Genomic DNA, 14,892 nt, shown 5'->3' on the forward strand with positions numbered 1-14,892 from the left:
GGTTGCAATCCGGCTGCTGGACCTGGGATTTGGTATATTCTATGCAGGATTTCGGGCGGCGGGCATCGGGCGGGCGCTGGCTTCGCCGGAGGGAGGTTTCCCTCCCGGCAAGTGCGCGCTCCAGACCGCTCCGGACGCATATGCCTGTCAGATAATGCCTGTAACGGGCGAGATGACGCCCCTGGGAGGAAACAACATGACCAATGCAGCAGCCCGCACGGACAATTCAGGTGAAAACAGGGTTGAGCTGACGCCCGACGAACTGGAAGCCATGGTCGGCAAGGAAGTCGGCGTGTCGCGCTGGATCGAAGTCGACCAGAAGCGCATCGACCAGTTCGCCGACGTGACTGAGGACTGGCAGTTCATCCACGTTAATCCGGAAGCCGCGGCGAAGACGCCGTTCGGCTCGACCATCGCCCACGGTTTCCTCACCATGTCGCTGATGGTGCCGATGTCCTATGAGGTGCTGCCCGGCATCAAGGGCCGCACCATGGGCGTGAACTACGGCCTCGACAAGCTGCGCTTCCTTGCGCCGGTCAAGTCGGGCAAGCGCGTGCGCGGCCGCTTCGTGCTCAAGGAGTTCACCCGCAAGTCGCCGACCCAGGTGCTGCTGAAGCATGAGGTGACGGTGGAGATCGAGGGCGAGGACAAGCCGGCCCTGATCGCCGAGTGGCTTGGCATGAGCTTCATCGGCTGAACCACGGAAGCGCAAGGTCTGGGGCGCTTCCCTGATGATGGGTCAGGAGGCGTCCTGGCGTCGCTCCTTGACGCGTTCCTCTGGCGCGAGATGGCGCCGGCGACGCCGGGAGGCGCGTTGGCGGCGTTGCGGCCGCATCTGCATTTCCGGTCAGCAGCGCCACGAAAGCTGATACATGGAGCGTGCCGCTGGCTTTCCGGCCCGCGGCGTGAACCCGGCCGCTGGCGGCGTATGGCTATAGCAACGCCTGATGCGGCGACAGGATCAGGGATCTGAAAGAAGATGAGCATCCGTTTTGACAATCGCGTCGCCATCGTGACGGGCGCGGGCAATGGCCTTGGCCGCTCGCACGCACTGGCGCTGGCCGCCCGCGGCGCGAAGGTGATGGTGAACGACTTCGGCGGCGCCCGCGACGGCACGGGCGGCAGCACGGCGGCGGCGGAGAGCGTGGTGGCGGAAATCGTCGCCGCTGGCGGCGAGGCCATCGCCAATGGCGCCGACGTCTCCAACATGGCCCAGGTGGAGGCCATGGTCGCGGAGGCAAAGGCCAAATGGGGCCGCGTCGACATCCTGATCAACAACGCTGGCATCCTGCGCGACAAGACCTTCGTCAAGATGACCCTCGATGACTTCTGGAAGGTCATCGACGTGCATCTGATGGGCACGGTCAACTGCACCAAGGCGGTGTGGGAGATCATGCGCGAGCAGAACTACGGCCGCATTCTGGTGACGGCTTCGGCCACGGGCCTCTATGGCAATTTCGGCCAGGCCAACTACGGCGCCGCCAAGGCTTCGATGGTCGGCCTGATGAACGTGCTGCACCAGGAAGGCGCTTCGAAGAACATCCGCATCAACACCCTGGCGCCTGCGGCGGGCACCCGCATGACCGAAGAGCTGATGGCGCCGCAGATGTTCGAGCTGATGACGCCGGAGATGATTTCGCCCGGCGTGCTGTACCTCGTGAGCGAGGAAGCGCCGTCGAAGGTCATTCTGGAGGCTGCCGCGGGCGTCTACGCCCAGACGCGCATCTACCAGACCCGCGGCGCCTATCTGAAGCCGGAAGACAACACGCCGGAAGGCGTGGCGGCGCACTGGGCCCAGATCACCAGCCCGGAAGGCCAGCGCGAAGTCAGCGGCGCCGGCGAACAGTCGGCCAACTTCATCACGCTCGCCGCCGCCGCCCAGGGCATCGAGTTGCCGAAGCGCGGATGAGTTTTTCCGCGAAGTCGCCGCGGCTTCGCGGATTGAAGGCGCATCCGTTCAGGGGCAGGGACCAGGGTTCGCTCCGGAATGAACGGGTTTTGCCCTGAGCGCATGGATGCGCGGGAAGCGGGCGCCAGTTGCACAGCGCCCGCTTCACCCAAAAGTGCTATAGCGTGACAGCGGAAAAGATGGGAGACGCGCCGGACGCATCATCCCGCCCGAGATTTCAACGAACTGGAAGGAAGACGCCATGAGAGAGGCTGTAATCGTTTCAACGGCGCGCACGCCCATTGGCAAGGCCTATCGCGGCGCGTTTAACGACACCCAGTCGCAGGAACTGGGCGGGCACGCCATCAAGCACGCCGTGTCGCGGGCAAAGGTGGATCCGTCCGAGATCCAGGACGTGGTGATGGGCGCCGCCATGCAACAGGGCGCGCAGGGGCTTAACGTCGCTCGCCAGTCCGCCATGCGCGCCGGCCTGCCGGTGACGGTCGCCGGCATGTCGCTCGACCGCCAGTGCGCCTCGGGCATGATGGCCATCGCCACCGCCGCCAAGCAGATCATTTCCGACGGCATGGACGTGGTGGTCGGCGGCGGCCTCGACTCGATCTCGCTGGTGCAGAACGACAAGCAGAATCACTATCGCGCTCGCGATCCCTGGCTGGTCGAGCACCTGCCGGCCATTTACATGGGCATGCTGGAAACGGCCGAGATCGTGGGCGAGCGCTACAAGATTTCGCGTGAAGCCCAGGACCGTTACGCCGCCCAGTCGCAGGACCGCACCGCCGCCGCCCAGGCCGCCGGCAAGTTCAAGGACGAGATCGTTCCGCTCGCCTCGGTCATGAAGGTTCAGGACAAGGTCTCGGGCGAGGTCAAGGACGTCGCCGTCACCCTGGACAAGGACGAGGGCAACCGTCCTGGCACCAGCTATGAAAACCTGGCGCAGCTGCAGCCGGTGTTCAAGGGCGGCATGGTCATCAAGGAAGGCAAGCACATCACCGCCGGCAACGCCTCGCAGCTCTCCGACGGCGCCTCCGCCGCCGTGCTGATGGAATCGCGCCTGGCCGAGAAGCGCGGCCTGCAGCCGCTCGGCATCTATCGCGGCATCGCCGTCGCCGGTTGCGAGCCGGACGAGATGGGCATTGGCCCGGTGTTCGCCGTGCCGAAGCTGCTGAAGGCTCACGGCCTGAAGGTCGAGGACATCGGCTTGTGGGAGCTGAACGAGGCTTTCGCCGTTCAGGTGCTGTATTGCCGCGACCAGCTCGGCATTCCGGATGAGCTGCTCAACGTCAACGGCGGCGCCATTTCTATTGGCCATCCTTACGGCATGTCGGGCGCCCGCATGGTCGGCCACGCGCTGATCGAGGGCAAGCGCCGCGGCGCCAAATTCGTCGTCTGCACCATGTGCGTCGGCGGCGGCATGGGCGCGGCCGGCCTGTTCGAAGTGGCCTGATTTTCCGCTTGCCGGGCGTCCCCGGGACGTCCGGCGACAGGGAATGCTTCTGGCGCCGGCCTGGCAGGGCCGGCGCCTTTTTTGTTGCCGGTTTCCACGCCTGTTTCGCTGGAGCAATTCCCGATCTACATGGATCGGGGATTGCTCCAGTTTCCCTTATTTTGAGCGCATTCTGATCGACCAGACGATTCCGTCTGGTCGATCAGAATGCGCTCCAGCCTGCTTGCCAGAGCCAGTCTGCGGTGGGATCGTCGGCGTGGAGCTGGAATGCGGGGTTTTCGCGCCGCTCCGGGTCATGACGCGCAAGGAGAGCCACCATGAGCGGAACGCCGCTGGACATCGATCCGCAGCCGACCAGGAAAGTCAGTTTCTGGGCGGCGCAGGCGCCTTATGTGATCATGCTGCTGCTGGTGTTCACGGGCATGGTGCTGACCAGCCTGACGCCGGGCTTTTCAGCGATCTACTGGCAGATCACGGCGGTGGCTTTCGCTGGCGTATGCATCGTCAGCGAGTGGGGCGCGCAGGTCTATCGCAGCGACAAGATTGGCATGGCGATCCGCCAGGGGGTGCACTGGCTGATCATCGTCATCGCCATGCGCACCCTGTTCTACCACGACGTGATGTCGGCGATGACGCCGATGGCGCTGGGCCTCGCGGTGCTGGGTCTGCTGGCCATCGGCACGCTGCTCGCGGGCGTGCATCTGGCGTCATGGCAGATCGGCCTGGTCGGCGTGCTGTTGGCGCTCGCCATCCCCGGCGTCTTCTGGCTGGAGCGGATTTCGCTGCTGCTGACCGCGGCCGCCGTGACGATAGCCTGTATCGCCGGCGTGTATTTCTGGCAGAAGCGCAAGTCAACGCGTGGAGATTTCGGACAATACTGATGGCGAATTTCCGGCGCGGCGTTCACGGTGGCGTGAAACGTCGCGTTGTGGTGGTGATTGTCCGAAGGGTATCAATGACATGCTGACTGGATTGCAGCCTGTGAATATGTCCATCCGGCGCACACGAACGGCATAATTTCGCCGGGCGCCCTGCTGTATGTTCATGGTCGCAGGCAACGTGAAAGCCCGTCTGGAGTTCGGAGCAAAGTCGAGCCGTATCGGATCAGGATTTTGCTTCGCTTTTTCCCAGGTTCGATCTTTCGTGAGTGACGTTCACTCCACGGGAGGGCGGGGGCAAGTCGGACAGTGGAGGTTTCGCCATGCGGCGGTCCTTTCCCGGACGGGAATCTTGGCGTTGCAACGCATCTGGAGGTCAGAAGATGACAGGATTTCGTACCTTGCTGGTTTCCGCCTGTGCGTCAGTTACGCTGGGCGGCGCTGCAATGGCCATGCCCGCCGCGCCGTCGCCGATGGATGGGCCGGCGCATGTGGAGCTTGCGGCGCAAGGCTGTGGGCCTGGCTGGGCTCGCGATGGATGGGGCCGTTGTCGCCCCATGGGACGCCCGGGGTACGGCTATGGTCCGCCGCCCTATGCCTATGGCGCGCCGCCCTATGGCTATGGCGCCCGGCCCTATGGCTATGGATATCGTCCGCCGCCGCCGCGCTGCTGGTGGCGCACGGACCCGTGGGGTCGCTCGGTGCGGGTGTGCCGCTAGAGCGTTTCAAACGTAGTGGATCTCGGTTCACGCAAAGAAAACGCGTTCATTCAGACGAGGAGAACGAACACCCGGTTCAGTATGAACGGATGTTGCTCCGGTGGAGCGAATTTGGCCCCCGCCTTCACATGAACGTGGGGAGCGGATGTCAAATTCACAAGCTCCCGCAGAAACACAATGGACAATAGATTGTCAGTGACCTGACGATGTCAGGAGCCGGCCAGGAGTTCCTGGCCGGCTTTTTTTTGATCCGCACATGCGGACAGCGCGGCGACGCGCAGGGGGCTTCTGGTTTGGGGCGCGCCCGTCCCAGGGCGCCGTCAGCAGCGCGGCAATGGGCGCCAGGCTTGCGGGCCGATGACGGATGACGGCGGGAACGTTTCGGGCTTATCCTCGCGTCGGCCAGACATACGGGTGAACCAGCAGGAAACGGGTGGGTGATGCAGACGATAGTTCCGGGCGTGATTCACCCCATCATTCAGGCGCCCATGGCCGGGACAGCCACGCCGGCGCTGGCCGCGGCTGTTTCCAATGCCGGCGGCCTTGGGTCGCTCGGCATTGGCGGCGTCAGCGTCGCCGATGGCGCCAGGATGATCGCGGCGACCCGCGAGCTGACCGACAGGCCATTTAATGTCAACGTGTTCTGCCACCGCCCCGCCCGTCGCGACGCCGCGCGCGAGGCGGCGTGGCTGGCATGGCTGGCGCCGCTGTTCGCGGAGTTCGGGGCCGGGCCGCCGACGACGCTGGCGGAGGTCTATCCCACATTCACCGGCAATGACGCGGCCACCGCCATGCTGCTGGAATTGCGCCCCGCAGTCGTGAGCCTGCATTTCGGTTTGCCGACGACGGCGCAACTGGCGGCGTTGCGTCAGGCCGGGATCATCATTTTCGCCACCGCCACCAGCGTCGCCGAAGCGCGGGCCCTTGCAGCGGCCGGCGTCGACGCCATCGTCGCCCAGGGCTATGAGGCCGGTGGGCATCGCGGCGTATTCGACCCGGATGGCGATGATGAACGCCTGACGACTTTCGCATTGATTGGCAAGCTGTCGGGCGCCGGTTCTCCGCCGGTGATCGCAGCAGGCGGACTGATGGACGGACGCGATATCCGCCGGGCGCTGGAAGCGGGCGCGGCGGCGGCGCAATTGGGCACGGCTTTCGTCGGCTGCCCGGAATCGGCGGCGGGCGCCGGATATCGCAAGGCGCTGGCCAATGCGGGACGCGACGCCACCACGATGACCTGCGCCATCTCGGGCCGGCCGGCGCGGGGGCTGATCAACCGTCTGGTCCGCCATGGCGCCGCGACCGGCGCGCCGCCCCCCGCCGACTACTCGCTGACCTATGACGTGACCAAAAAGCTGTTCGCTTTGGCCGCGGCTCGCCATGCCGATGGCTTCGGCGCCTGGTGGGCGGGCACGGCTGCTCACCGCGCCCGCGCTTTGCCGGCGGCGGAACTGATGCAGATGCTGCTGGCTGAAATGGAGGCGTAGGGAGCATTCGTCTATGCTGCCCGTCGCCATGCCGGAAACGGGTCTGGCAGGGCGCGCCACTGCGGATTGTCGAGCCCGCCGCTCGTGCTCGTGGCTGGCGTGAGTGCGGCGGCGAGCGCCGCGCGCATGGCGGCTTCATCCATGCCGACGCCGATGAACACAAGCTCCTGACGCCGGTCGCCATAGAGCGGATGCCAGCGCTGCTGGGCCGCGGCGCGCCATTGCGGGTCGCGCGGCCAGCGCGCCGGTGGGGTGGCGGCCCACCAGAGGCCCATGCCGGAGGTTCTGCAGACGGCGCCGGCGATCGACAGTTCGCCGCACCAGTCCGGGCGCGTCGCCAGCCAGAAATGCCCCTTGGCGCGCACGAGGCCGGGCCAGTCGCGACGCAGGAAATCATCAAGGAGCGCTGGCGCGAACGGCTCCGGGGCGCGAAAGACGAAATGGCCGACGCCATATTCCTCGGTTTCCGGCGTGTGGTCGGCGAAACCGTAGAGTTCCTTCGCCCACATGGGGTGGCCGTGAGCCTTCTCCAGATCGAACAGGCCAACGTCGAGCAGGTCGTCTGGCGCCACGACGCCATGCGACGTCTCGATGATGCGGGCGTCCGGGTTGAGCGCGCGCACGGCGGCGCGCGCCTGGCGCACCTGCGCCGGGCCCGCATCGCCGGCCTTGTTGATGATCACGATGTCGGCGAATTCGATCTGGTCGACGATCAGGTCAGCCAGGGTGCGGTCGTCGCCGCTGCCGGCGGTTTCGCCACGATCGGCCAGCAGGTCGCGGCCGCCGAGATCGCGCAGCAGGTTGAGGGCGTCGACCACCGTGACCATGGCGTCGATGCGGGCGACGTCGGCGAGGCCGCGGCCGTTCTCATCACGAAAATCGAAGGTGGCGGCGACGGGGAGGGGCTCGGCGATTCCCGTGCCCTCGATCAGCAGACAGTCGTAACGTCCATCGGCGGCGAGGCGGGCCACTTCCTGGAGCAGGTCGTCGCGCAGGGTGCAGCAGATGCAGCCGTTGCTCAGCTCGACCAGCGCCTCGTCCGTGCGGGAGAGATTGGCCCCGCCGTTCCGGACCAGGTCGGCGTCGATGTTCACTTCGGACATGTCGTTGACGATAACGGCGACGCGCCGGCCGGCGCGGTTGTTGAGAATGTGGTTGAGCACGGTGGTTTTGCCGGCTCCGAGAAATCCGGACAGAACGGTGACTGGCAGGCGGTTGTCGATCATCCCGGTTATCCAATGTATGTAATGTTATAATATTGCATAAACAGAATGACGTTAACCGTCAACGGCGGGGGGAGGCGCGGAGGCAGGCGGCGGGCAAGCAAGCGGACAAGTGGGTGAGCAAGTGGTGAGCAAGCGCGCTGGCTTTTGCCGGTGTGATGGCTCGCCAGCCTGCGGGGGCAGGCGCCGCCATGCCCACGCGCGTTGCGGCGTCCATGCTTTTTCATCATGGATGAAGGTTCAGTTTTGCGCGCGCCGTTGTCATCGATGGCCGGATCAGGTCCGGCCACGGCGGGCGGGTCGGGGAGGCCGCGCGAGGCGAAAGGCGCGCGGGATTGCGCGCCCCCCGGTCTCTTCGTCAGGCCAGGCCGCCATCGCCCTGGTCGATCAGGTCAATGGCGCCCTTGATGGGAATGTGCAGGAAGTCGGGACGGCGCTCCAGTTCGTGATTGATTTCGTGCAGCGCCTTGGCCAGCAGGCACAGGCGCAGGAGCCGCTCGCGCGCCGTCAGGTCGTGAATCCACAGCGGCGTGTCGCGGATGGCGGCGTCGTAGCTTTCGCGGAAGCTGGCGGCGGAGAGATCGCGCCAGCGCCGCGCCGCGGCGACCAGTTCGGCGTCCACATGGGCGATGCGCTGGCTAACGTTGTGGAGCACCGTTTCGGTGACATAAGAGACCGAACGCAACATGCTGGCCACGTCGCGCATGGGCGTGGTCTTGCGGCGACGCTCGGCCACTGGCCTGTCGGCGCGTCCCTCGAAATCGACGATGAAGACGTCGGCCCGCTCGATCAGGAACTGCCCCAGGTGCAGGTCGCCGTGGATGCGCGTGCAGATCCCCTGCGGCGCGGCGCTGGACAGCGCGATGATCAGCTCCAGGCACGCGCCTTCCCGTTCCAGCAGATTGCTGACCAGCAACGCGTTGTCCGCGGCGCTGGCGCGGGCCGGGCCCGCCTGCTCAAGGAGCTGGCGCAAGCCGGCGAAGGTTTTTGCGGCCTGTTCGTGCGCTTCGCGGGCGATGGCGTCGACATCGGCTCCGGTCATGGCGACCGGGGAGAAATCCTGATCGCTGGTCTGCCGCGCCAGGGCCGCGTGCATCTCGCCGACGCGCCGGCCGATGGTGTGGGCGTAGTGGCCAAACGACTCGAAGGCCTGCTCGGGCGAGGGGCGATCCTCCACCGGCAATTGCGCCAGATGCTCGATCTCGCGCTGCATCACGCTGGTGGCCACGTCCCAGGCGTCGCCCTGGTTGCGCACATAGTCCTGCAGCAGGGCCAGGGTGGTTATCGCGCCGTCGGCGGCTACATGGCGGGCGCTGCCGAGATAGCGGGGCGTATGGGTGAAGCCGGCGACCTCGGTCAGGTAGCGGCACATTTCCTCTTCAGGATGAACCCCCTGCTGCAGGCGCCGGTAGAGCTTCAGCACCATGCGCGAGCCGAGCGCCATCGAGGTGTTGCTCTGGTCCAGCCGCATGCGCGACAGGTCATGCGGATCCAGTTCCGGCGCATCCTCCAGTCCCGCGCCGCTCCGGAATTCGATGGCTCCAGCGTGCAGGGTGGGGCGGTGGGCGTTGTCGCGCATGGCCCTGACCATGCCGACGACGAACGCAGGGGCGGCTTCGGCGCCGTATAGCAGACCCATGCGGGCGCCGCGACGCAGGCGGGCGATGGCGTAGGGCAACAGCGCTTCGTTCTCGCCGCTTTCGTCCACGGCCAGGGGGATGAAAAACTCCTGTTGCTCGCCGCTGCGAAGGGTGACGTCAACCAGCGACAGCATCAGATTGCCGTCGCCGGCGCCGGGCAACATGGCGACGTCGCGCACCTCGGCGGTGTTGATGCGCCGGCGCGAGCCCGTGAACCAGCGACGGGTTCCCAGATAGCGCGGCAGGGATTCGCGGGCGAGGGCCTCGCCTTCGCGGCCTTCGAACAGCCCCTGCGGCGCGCCCGTCAGCACCAGGGTGAACAGTTCAGGCACCGGCCGGGGACCGAAACGGTCGTCGACCACCGCAGCTTCTTCCATGCGGAACCAGTAGAAGCCATAGGCTGGCAACGTGATCTGGTAGGGCAGATCGCTGACCGGCGGGAACTCCGCGCCGCCGCTCATCTCCACCAGGCGCCAGCCGGCAAATTCCGGCAATTCGATCTCGGCGGCCTGGGGCGCGCGCGACAGATTGGCGACGCACAGGATGGTCTCGTCGTCGAAAGCGCGCAGGTAGGCCAGAATCTTGCGGTTGTCTGGATAGATGAACCGCATGGAGCCGCGGCCAAAGGCGCGGGTATTGCGGCGCGCCGCCACCATCCGTTTCATCCAGTTGAGCAGGCTGGAGGGATTGCGGCGCTGGCTCTCCACATTCACCGCGTCGAAGCCATAGACCGGGTCCTGAACCGCTGGCAGCACCAGCCGGGCCGGGTCGGCGCGGCTGAAACCGCCATTGCGGTCCGGCGACCATTGCATGGGCGTGCGGACGCCGTCGCGATCGCCGAGATAGATATTGTCTCCCATGCCGATCTCGTCGCCGTAGTACATCACCGGCGTACCGGGCATGGAGAGCAGCAGGCTGGTCAGCAGTTCAATCTTGCGCCGGTCATTCTCCAGCAGCGGCGCGAGGCGGCGGCGGATGCCGAGGTTGAGGCGCGCCCGGGCGTCGGCCGCGTAAATGGTCCAGAGGTAGTCGCGCTCCTGCTGCGTCACCATTTCCAGCGTCAGCTCGTCATGGTTGCGCAGGAAAATCGCCCACTGGCAGTTTTCCGGGATGTCTGGCGTCTGGCGCAGGATGTCGGTGATCGGGCGGCGCTCTTCACTGGCGACGGCCATGTACATGCGCGGCATGAGCGGAAAGTGGAAGGCCATCTGGCACTCGTCGCCATCGCCGAAATATTTGGCGATGCCTTCTGGCCAGAGGTTGGCTTCCGCCAGAAGCATGCGGTCGGGATAGCGGGCGTCGATGAAGCTGCGGATGCGCCGGATGACCTCATGGGTGCCGGGCAGGTTGTCGCAACTGGTCCCCTCGGCCTCCACCAGATAGGAGATGGCGTCGAGCCGCAGGCCGTCGACGCCCATCTCGAACCAGTATTCCATGATCTCGATCACCGCTTCGAGCACGCGGGGATTCTCGAAGTTGAGGTCTGGCTGGTGCGAATAGAAGCGATGCCAGTAATAGGCGCCGGCGGTGGCGTCCCAGGTCCAGTTGGATTTCTCCACGTCGCAGAAAATGATGCGCGCGTCCTTGTAGCGGTCCTCCGTATCCGACCAGACATAGAAATCCCGCCAGGGCGAGCCGGGTTTCGCGGTGCGGGCGCGCTGGAACCAGGGGTGCTGGTCCGAGGTGTGGTTGATGACCAGTTCGGTGATGACCCGGAGGCCGCGGGCCTGCGCCTCACGGATGAAGCGGCGGAAATCGCGCATCTGGCCAAAGGCGGGATTGATGCCGCGATAGTCGGCGATGTCATAGCCGTCGTCGCGCAGGGGCGAGGGGTAGAACGGCATGACCCAGATCGCCGTGGCGCCCAACTCGCGGATGTAGTCGAGCCGCTCCGTCAGGCCGGCGAAATCGCCGACGCCGTCGTTGTCTGAATCGAAGAATGACTTGACGTGCACCTGATAGATGATGGCGTCACGGTACCAGTGGATGTCATTGCGATCGATCATGTCGTCCTCACGGCTGGCCCTGGCCCAAAGTCCGGCCAGGGCGGGCCTGGGCCGCCGGGCCCAGACCTGCGTTACCCTGGAGACCTGCGTTGCCCCCAAAGGCCTGCGTTGCCCCCAAAGGCCTGCGTTGCCCCCAAAGGCCTGCGTTGCTCCCGGCGCTTGTGTTGCCCCGAAAGCCTGCGGGCGCGCTGTCGCCAGGCGGATGCGGCCTGGGGAGAGCCCGCTGCAAACCAAAAAGATGGAGCATTCCCGGGAGCCAGATCATGAACCTGATCATGGCTGGAAACGCTCCATTCATTCCACCGAGGCTGGCTGCGTCCGGCCAGGGGAAACCTGCGCCGGACGTGTCGGCGTCAAACGTTGCTGTTATGGCGAACGCCGCGCGTCCGCCCCGGTTCCAGCCGCGCGATCGCCCGGAGGTCGCGCGACGTCATCTGCGCCTTCCCTTCGTTTCCCGCCAGTCGCAGCATCAATCCGGATGGCGTCAACCTGGATACATGCAGCCCAAATATGGCGAAACATTCAAGCCAGGTTTTGGAGACGAGAAATAATTGACGCTGACATTTCTGCTGGTTTCGCAGGCGGATGCGGCGCATGTTTGGGCAGCCGCAGCCCTGATGGCGTCGGATGGGGAACAAAACTGTTGTCACAATGTTGGCGTATGGTCATGATTGCGCCGGACAGAACATGGTTCGGATCTGGCGTTATTTGGCCGCGCCAGTCCGCCATAAAGCGGATGCTGCGCTGCAATATGCGCGTCAAATCGTGCGTCTTTCTTCGCCCGTTTCGGGGCGCGAACCCGTCATGTGGAGCATGACTGCTCCGCGAACGTCGCCAGAGCCCGGGATGGGCAGACGCCGGGGCATGCCGTCCCGCGACGCTTCAGGCGGCGTACAGGTCTGCCTGATCCGCGGCGTGTGACGCCCCGACGCGGACTGGTGCAACAGGAGGATTGGGCGCGGCGCGCCGGAGCGGTCATATCGCTCCTGGGCGGCCGGGCCAGAAAAAGCTCATGAAAAATCTTGCCCTCGACGGCGCTTCCCATGCGCTGTTCTTCGATATCGACGGCACCTTGCTCGATATTGCCGCGCGACCGGACGACGTCAGCGTCCCGGCCCCGCTGAAAACAGGTCTGCAACAGCTTACCCGCAAGTTTGGCGGCGCGCTCGCCCTGGTCAGTGGCCGCAGTGTCCGCGATATTGACCGCCTGTTTGGCGATCTGAAACCACGCGCCTCCGGCTGCCATGGCGGCGAATTGCGCCTGCTGCCGGGCGGCGAGGTGTTCATGGCCGCCAGCGGGCGGCTGCCAGCGGCGATCATGGAAAATCTCAAGCGGGTGGCGGCGTCGCATCGCGGCCTGCTGCTGGAGGACAAGGGCGTGTGCGTGGCGGTGCACTATCGGGCCGCGCCGACCCTGGGCGCCGCGTTGCGCTACGAACTTGAGGCGATCATCGCCCGCAGCGGCGAAACCGGGCTGACAGTGCTGCCGGGCCGGCTGGTCTACGAAATCAAGCGCAGTCACGTCGACAAGGGCACGGCGGTGGAGGCGTTCATGCGTCTGCCAGCCTTCGCCGGGCGTCAGCCGGTGTTTATCGGCGACGACATCACCGATATCGCCGCCTTCTCGGCCGTGAAGAACGTGAAGGGCGGCATGGCCTGGTCGGTGGGGCGCGAACTGGCGCCCGCGACGCGGATTTTTGACGACGCCTCGGACGTGCGGGCGTGGATCGCCGCGGAGGCGCGGGCGGAGTTGCAACGAAGCCCCGCCATCGCCCCGCGTCTCGAAACCGGCGCCCGTAACGCCAGGCTTGCCTGACCGCCCCGGGAATTGGGCGATTTGCTGAAATTTTCCGGACAGGATTGCGGAACTGCCGCCATCGACAAACGTTAAGTCATAGATCCCAGGCGCGTCTGGACCGGAAAAACCGGCTGCCTGCCTTCCTGTCCTGCGGAAAATCACCTCCGCGGACGTCTGGCCCTTTGGGCGCGGTCTGTTTTGGCGCGGTTCTTGCGAAGCCTGTCCGGGGATGCTGGCGCGACTATCTGTGCGCCAGCGCGTTGCGTTCACGAAAAACAGGAGCAGGAGGAAAACGCTTTGTCGCGCCTCATCGTCGTATCAAACCGGGTGGCGGCCCCGACCGGCGGAAAGCCCCAGGCCGGCGGCCTTGCGGTGGCTGTTCACGCCGCGCTGAAAAACCGCCCTGGGCTTTGGTACGGTTGGAGCGGCCGGGTCGCGGAAAATCCGGACCAGCGCCCACAGCTTATGGAGCGCGGCGGCGTTTCTTACGCCGTCACTGATCTCTCATCCGCCGATTACCAGGAATATTACAGCGGTTTCGCCAACCGCGTGTTGTGGCCGATCCTGCATTATCGGGTGGACCTGGCCGAGTTCTCACGTCTCGATCTCTCTGGCTACATGCGGGTCAACGAATGGTTCGCCCGCCAGGTGTCGGACATCCTGGAGCCGGACGACGTCGTCTGGGTGCATGACTATCACATGATGCCGCTGGCCCGGTTTCTGCGCAAACGCGGCCACCGCAACCGCATGGGCTTCTTCCTGCACATTCCGTTGCCGCCGCCGGAGATCCTGCACGCCCTGCCGCATCACGCCGACGTGGTGGGGGCGCTGACCGACTTCGATCTGGTTGGCTTCCAGACCCCCAACGATCGCGACAATTTCGCCCGCTACCTTCAGGAAGCCGGCGGCGTCGGCCGCATGGGCAACTCGCAGTTTGACATCAACGGCCGGCGCGTCCAGCTGGGCGCCTTTCCGGTGGGCATCGACACCGGGACGATGATGAAGGCGGCGCGGCGCGCCTCGGCCTCGCGCTTCGTGCGCGAACTGAAGGGCAGCCTTGGCAACGCGGCGATGCTGGTCGGCGTCGATCGCCTCGATTACTCCAAGGGCATCGCCGGGCGGCTGGACGCCTACGAGCGCTTCCTGGCGGAGAATCCGGAGTGGCGCGGCAAGGTCAGCTATGTGCAGATCACGCCCAAGAGCCGCTCGGATATCCCGGAATACATGGATATGGACCGGCAGGTGAGCGAGAAGGTCGGCCACATCAACGGCGCCTGGGGCGACGTGTCGTGGACGCCGATCCGCTACATCAACCAGAGCTATTCCCGCACGGCGCTGGCCACCATCTATCGCTGCGCCCGCGTTGGCCTGGTGACGCCGCTGCGCGACGGCATGAACCTGGTGGCCAAGGAATATGTCGCTTCGCAGGACCCCAATGATCCGGGCGTGCTGATCCTGTCGCGGTTTGCTGGCGCGGTGCGCGACCTGCGCGAAGGGGCGCTGGTGATCAATCCTCACGAAACCGAGGGCATGGCCGCGGCCATCCGCCAGGCGCTGGAGATGCCGCTTGAGGAGCGCAAGGCGCGCTACATCCGGATGATCCGTGTGCTGAGGAGCCAGGACATCAACGCATGGGCGGCCGATTTCCTTGAGGCGCTGGAGCAGCCGCCAGCGCGGCGCAGCCTGACGAACAATCTGCGGGCGATGTTCATGTGACGCCGGAAGCGGGCGCGCCTCATTGGCTGCGCGGCGTCTGGCCAGAAGACCTGGCGCGAAAAAAAGGCGGCG

11 protein-coding genes are annotated in these 14,892 nt (G+C 65.6%); 8 read left to right on the forward strand and 3 right to left on the reverse strand.

The annotated features are described in order from the left end of the window. The first annotated feature begins 271 nt into the window (after positions 1 to 271). From IE243_RS02080 to IE243_RS02105, 6 genes are all read left to right on the forward strand, one after another. Positions 272 to 697: a MaoC family dehydratase gene (locus IE243_RS02080; RefSeq protein ID WP_373301549.1), complete on the forward strand. Its 426-nt coding sequence runs from the start codon at positions 272 to 274 to the stop codon at positions 695 to 697. A gap of 282 nt (positions 698 to 979) precedes the next feature. Further along, positions 980 to 1,909: an SDR family NAD(P)-dependent oxidoreductase gene (locus tag IE243_RS02085; RefSeq protein WP_191317657.1), complete on the forward strand. Its 930-nt coding sequence runs from the start codon at positions 980 to 982 to the stop codon at positions 1,907 to 1,909. Positions 1,910 to 2,150: 241 nt separating this feature from the next. Further along, positions 2,151 to 3,353 (forward strand): acetyl-CoA C-acyltransferase, encoded by a 1,203-nt coding sequence (locus IE243_RS02090; RefSeq protein ID WP_191317658.1) that lies wholly within the window; start codon positions 2,151 to 2,153, stop codon positions 3,351 to 3,353. 317 nt (positions 3,354 to 3,670) lie between these two features. Next, on the forward strand, positions 3,671 to 4,234 hold the full coding sequence (locus tag IE243_RS02095; RefSeq protein ID WP_191317659.1) for a hypothetical protein: 564 nt from the start codon (positions 3,671 to 3,673) through the stop codon (positions 4,232 to 4,234). A 380-nt stretch (positions 4,235 to 4,614) separates the two neighbouring features. Further along, positions 4,615 to 4,950: a GCG_CRPN prefix-to-repeats domain-containing protein gene (locus IE243_RS02100; RefSeq protein WP_191317660.1), complete on the forward strand. Its 336-nt coding sequence runs from the start codon at positions 4,615 to 4,617 to the stop codon at positions 4,948 to 4,950. Positions 4,951 to 5,390: 440 nt separating this feature from the next. Further along, positions 5,391 to 6,437: an NAD(P)H-dependent flavin oxidoreductase gene (locus IE243_RS02105; RefSeq protein ID WP_191317661.1), complete on the forward strand. Its 1,047-nt coding sequence runs from the start codon at positions 5,391 to 5,393 to the stop codon at positions 6,435 to 6,437. An 11-nt stretch (positions 6,438 to 6,448) separates the two neighbouring features. On the opposite strand, the gene IE243_RS02110 is transcribed toward IE243_RS02105, so the two are convergent. The 3 genes from IE243_RS02110 to IE243_RS02120 all read right to left on the reverse strand — a co-directional run bounded on the left by IE243_RS02110 (position 6,449) and on the right by IE243_RS02120 (position 11,902). After that, entirely contained in the window at positions 6,449 to 7,663 is a 1,215-nt protein-coding gene (locus tag IE243_RS02110) for a GTP-binding protein (protein ID WP_191317662.1), read from the reverse strand. Between the two features lie 355 nt (positions 7,664 to 8,018). Beyond that, positions 8,019 to 11,306 carry a maltose alpha-D-glucosyltransferase gene (treS, locus tag IE243_RS02115; RefSeq protein WP_191317663.1) on the reverse strand — a complete coding sequence of 1,096 codons (3,288 nt, stop codon included), beginning with the start codon at positions 11,304 to 11,306 and terminating at the stop codon, positions 8,019 to 8,021. A 353-nt stretch (positions 11,307 to 11,659) separates the two neighbouring features. After that, positions 11,660 to 11,902, reverse strand: a complete 243-nt coding sequence (locus IE243_RS02120; protein ID WP_191317664.1) for a hypothetical protein — start codon at positions 11,900 to 11,902, stop codon at positions 11,660 to 11,662. A 416-nt stretch (positions 11,903 to 12,318) separates the two neighbouring features. Between IE243_RS02120 and otsB the strand changes: the two genes are divergently transcribed. After that, positions 12,319 to 13,122, forward strand: a complete 804-nt coding sequence (gene otsB / locus IE243_RS02125; RefSeq protein WP_191317665.1) for a trehalose-phosphatase — start codon at positions 12,319 to 12,321, stop codon at positions 13,120 to 13,122. Between the two features lie 279 nt (positions 13,123 to 13,401). Continuing rightward, positions 13,402 to 14,820 (forward strand): alpha,alpha-trehalose-phosphate synthase (UDP-forming), encoded by a 1,419-nt coding sequence (gene otsA / locus IE243_RS02130; RefSeq protein ID WP_191317666.1) that lies wholly within the window; start codon positions 13,402 to 13,404, stop codon positions 14,818 to 14,820. Positions 14,821 to 14,892 lie beyond the last annotated feature (72 nt).

It is taken from the genome of Camelimonas fluminis, from assembly GCF_014656355.1.
Classification (GTDB): Bacteria; Pseudomonadota; Alphaproteobacteria; order Rhizobiales; family Beijerinckiaceae; genus Camelimonas; species Camelimonas fluminis.

Excerpts from the sequence above, each read along its gene's own strand:
- IE243_RS02120 (WP_191317664.1), bottom strand. The coding sequence starts at position 11,902 with ATGCGCCGCATCCGCCTGCGAAACCAGCAGAAATGTCAGCGTCAATTA.
- treS (WP_191317663.1), bottom strand. The coding sequence starts at position 11,306 with ATGATCGATCGCAATGACATCCACTGGTACCGTGACGCCATCATCTAT.
- IE243_RS02095 (WP_191317659.1), top strand. The coding sequence starts at position 3,671 with ATGAGCGGAACGCCGCTGGACATCGATCCGCAGCCGACCAGGAAAGTC.
- otsB (WP_191317665.1), top strand. The coding sequence starts at position 12,319 with ATGAAAAATCTTGCCCTCGACGGCGCTTCCCATGCGCTGTTCTTCGAT.
- IE243_RS02080 (WP_373301549.1), top strand. The coding sequence starts at position 272 with ATGGTCGGCAAGGAAGTCGGCGTGTCGCGCTGGATCGAAGTCGACCAG.
- IE243_RS02105 (WP_191317661.1), top strand. The coding sequence starts at position 5,391 with ATGCAGACGATAGTTCCGGGCGTGATTCACCCCATCATTCAGGCGCCC.
- IE243_RS02100 (WP_191317660.1), top strand. The coding sequence starts at position 4,615 with ATGACAGGATTTCGTACCTTGCTGGTTTCCGCCTGTGCGTCAGTTACG.
- IE243_RS02090 (WP_191317658.1), top strand. The coding sequence starts at position 2,151 with ATGAGAGAGGCTGTAATCGTTTCAACGGCGCGCACGCCCATTGGCAAG.
- IE243_RS02085 (WP_191317657.1), top strand. The coding sequence starts at position 980 with ATGAGCATCCGTTTTGACAATCGCGTCGCCATCGTGACGGGCGCGGGC.
- IE243_RS02110 (WP_191317662.1), bottom strand. The coding sequence starts at position 7,663 with ATGATCGACAACCGCCTGCCAGTCACCGTTCTGTCCGGATTTCTCGGA.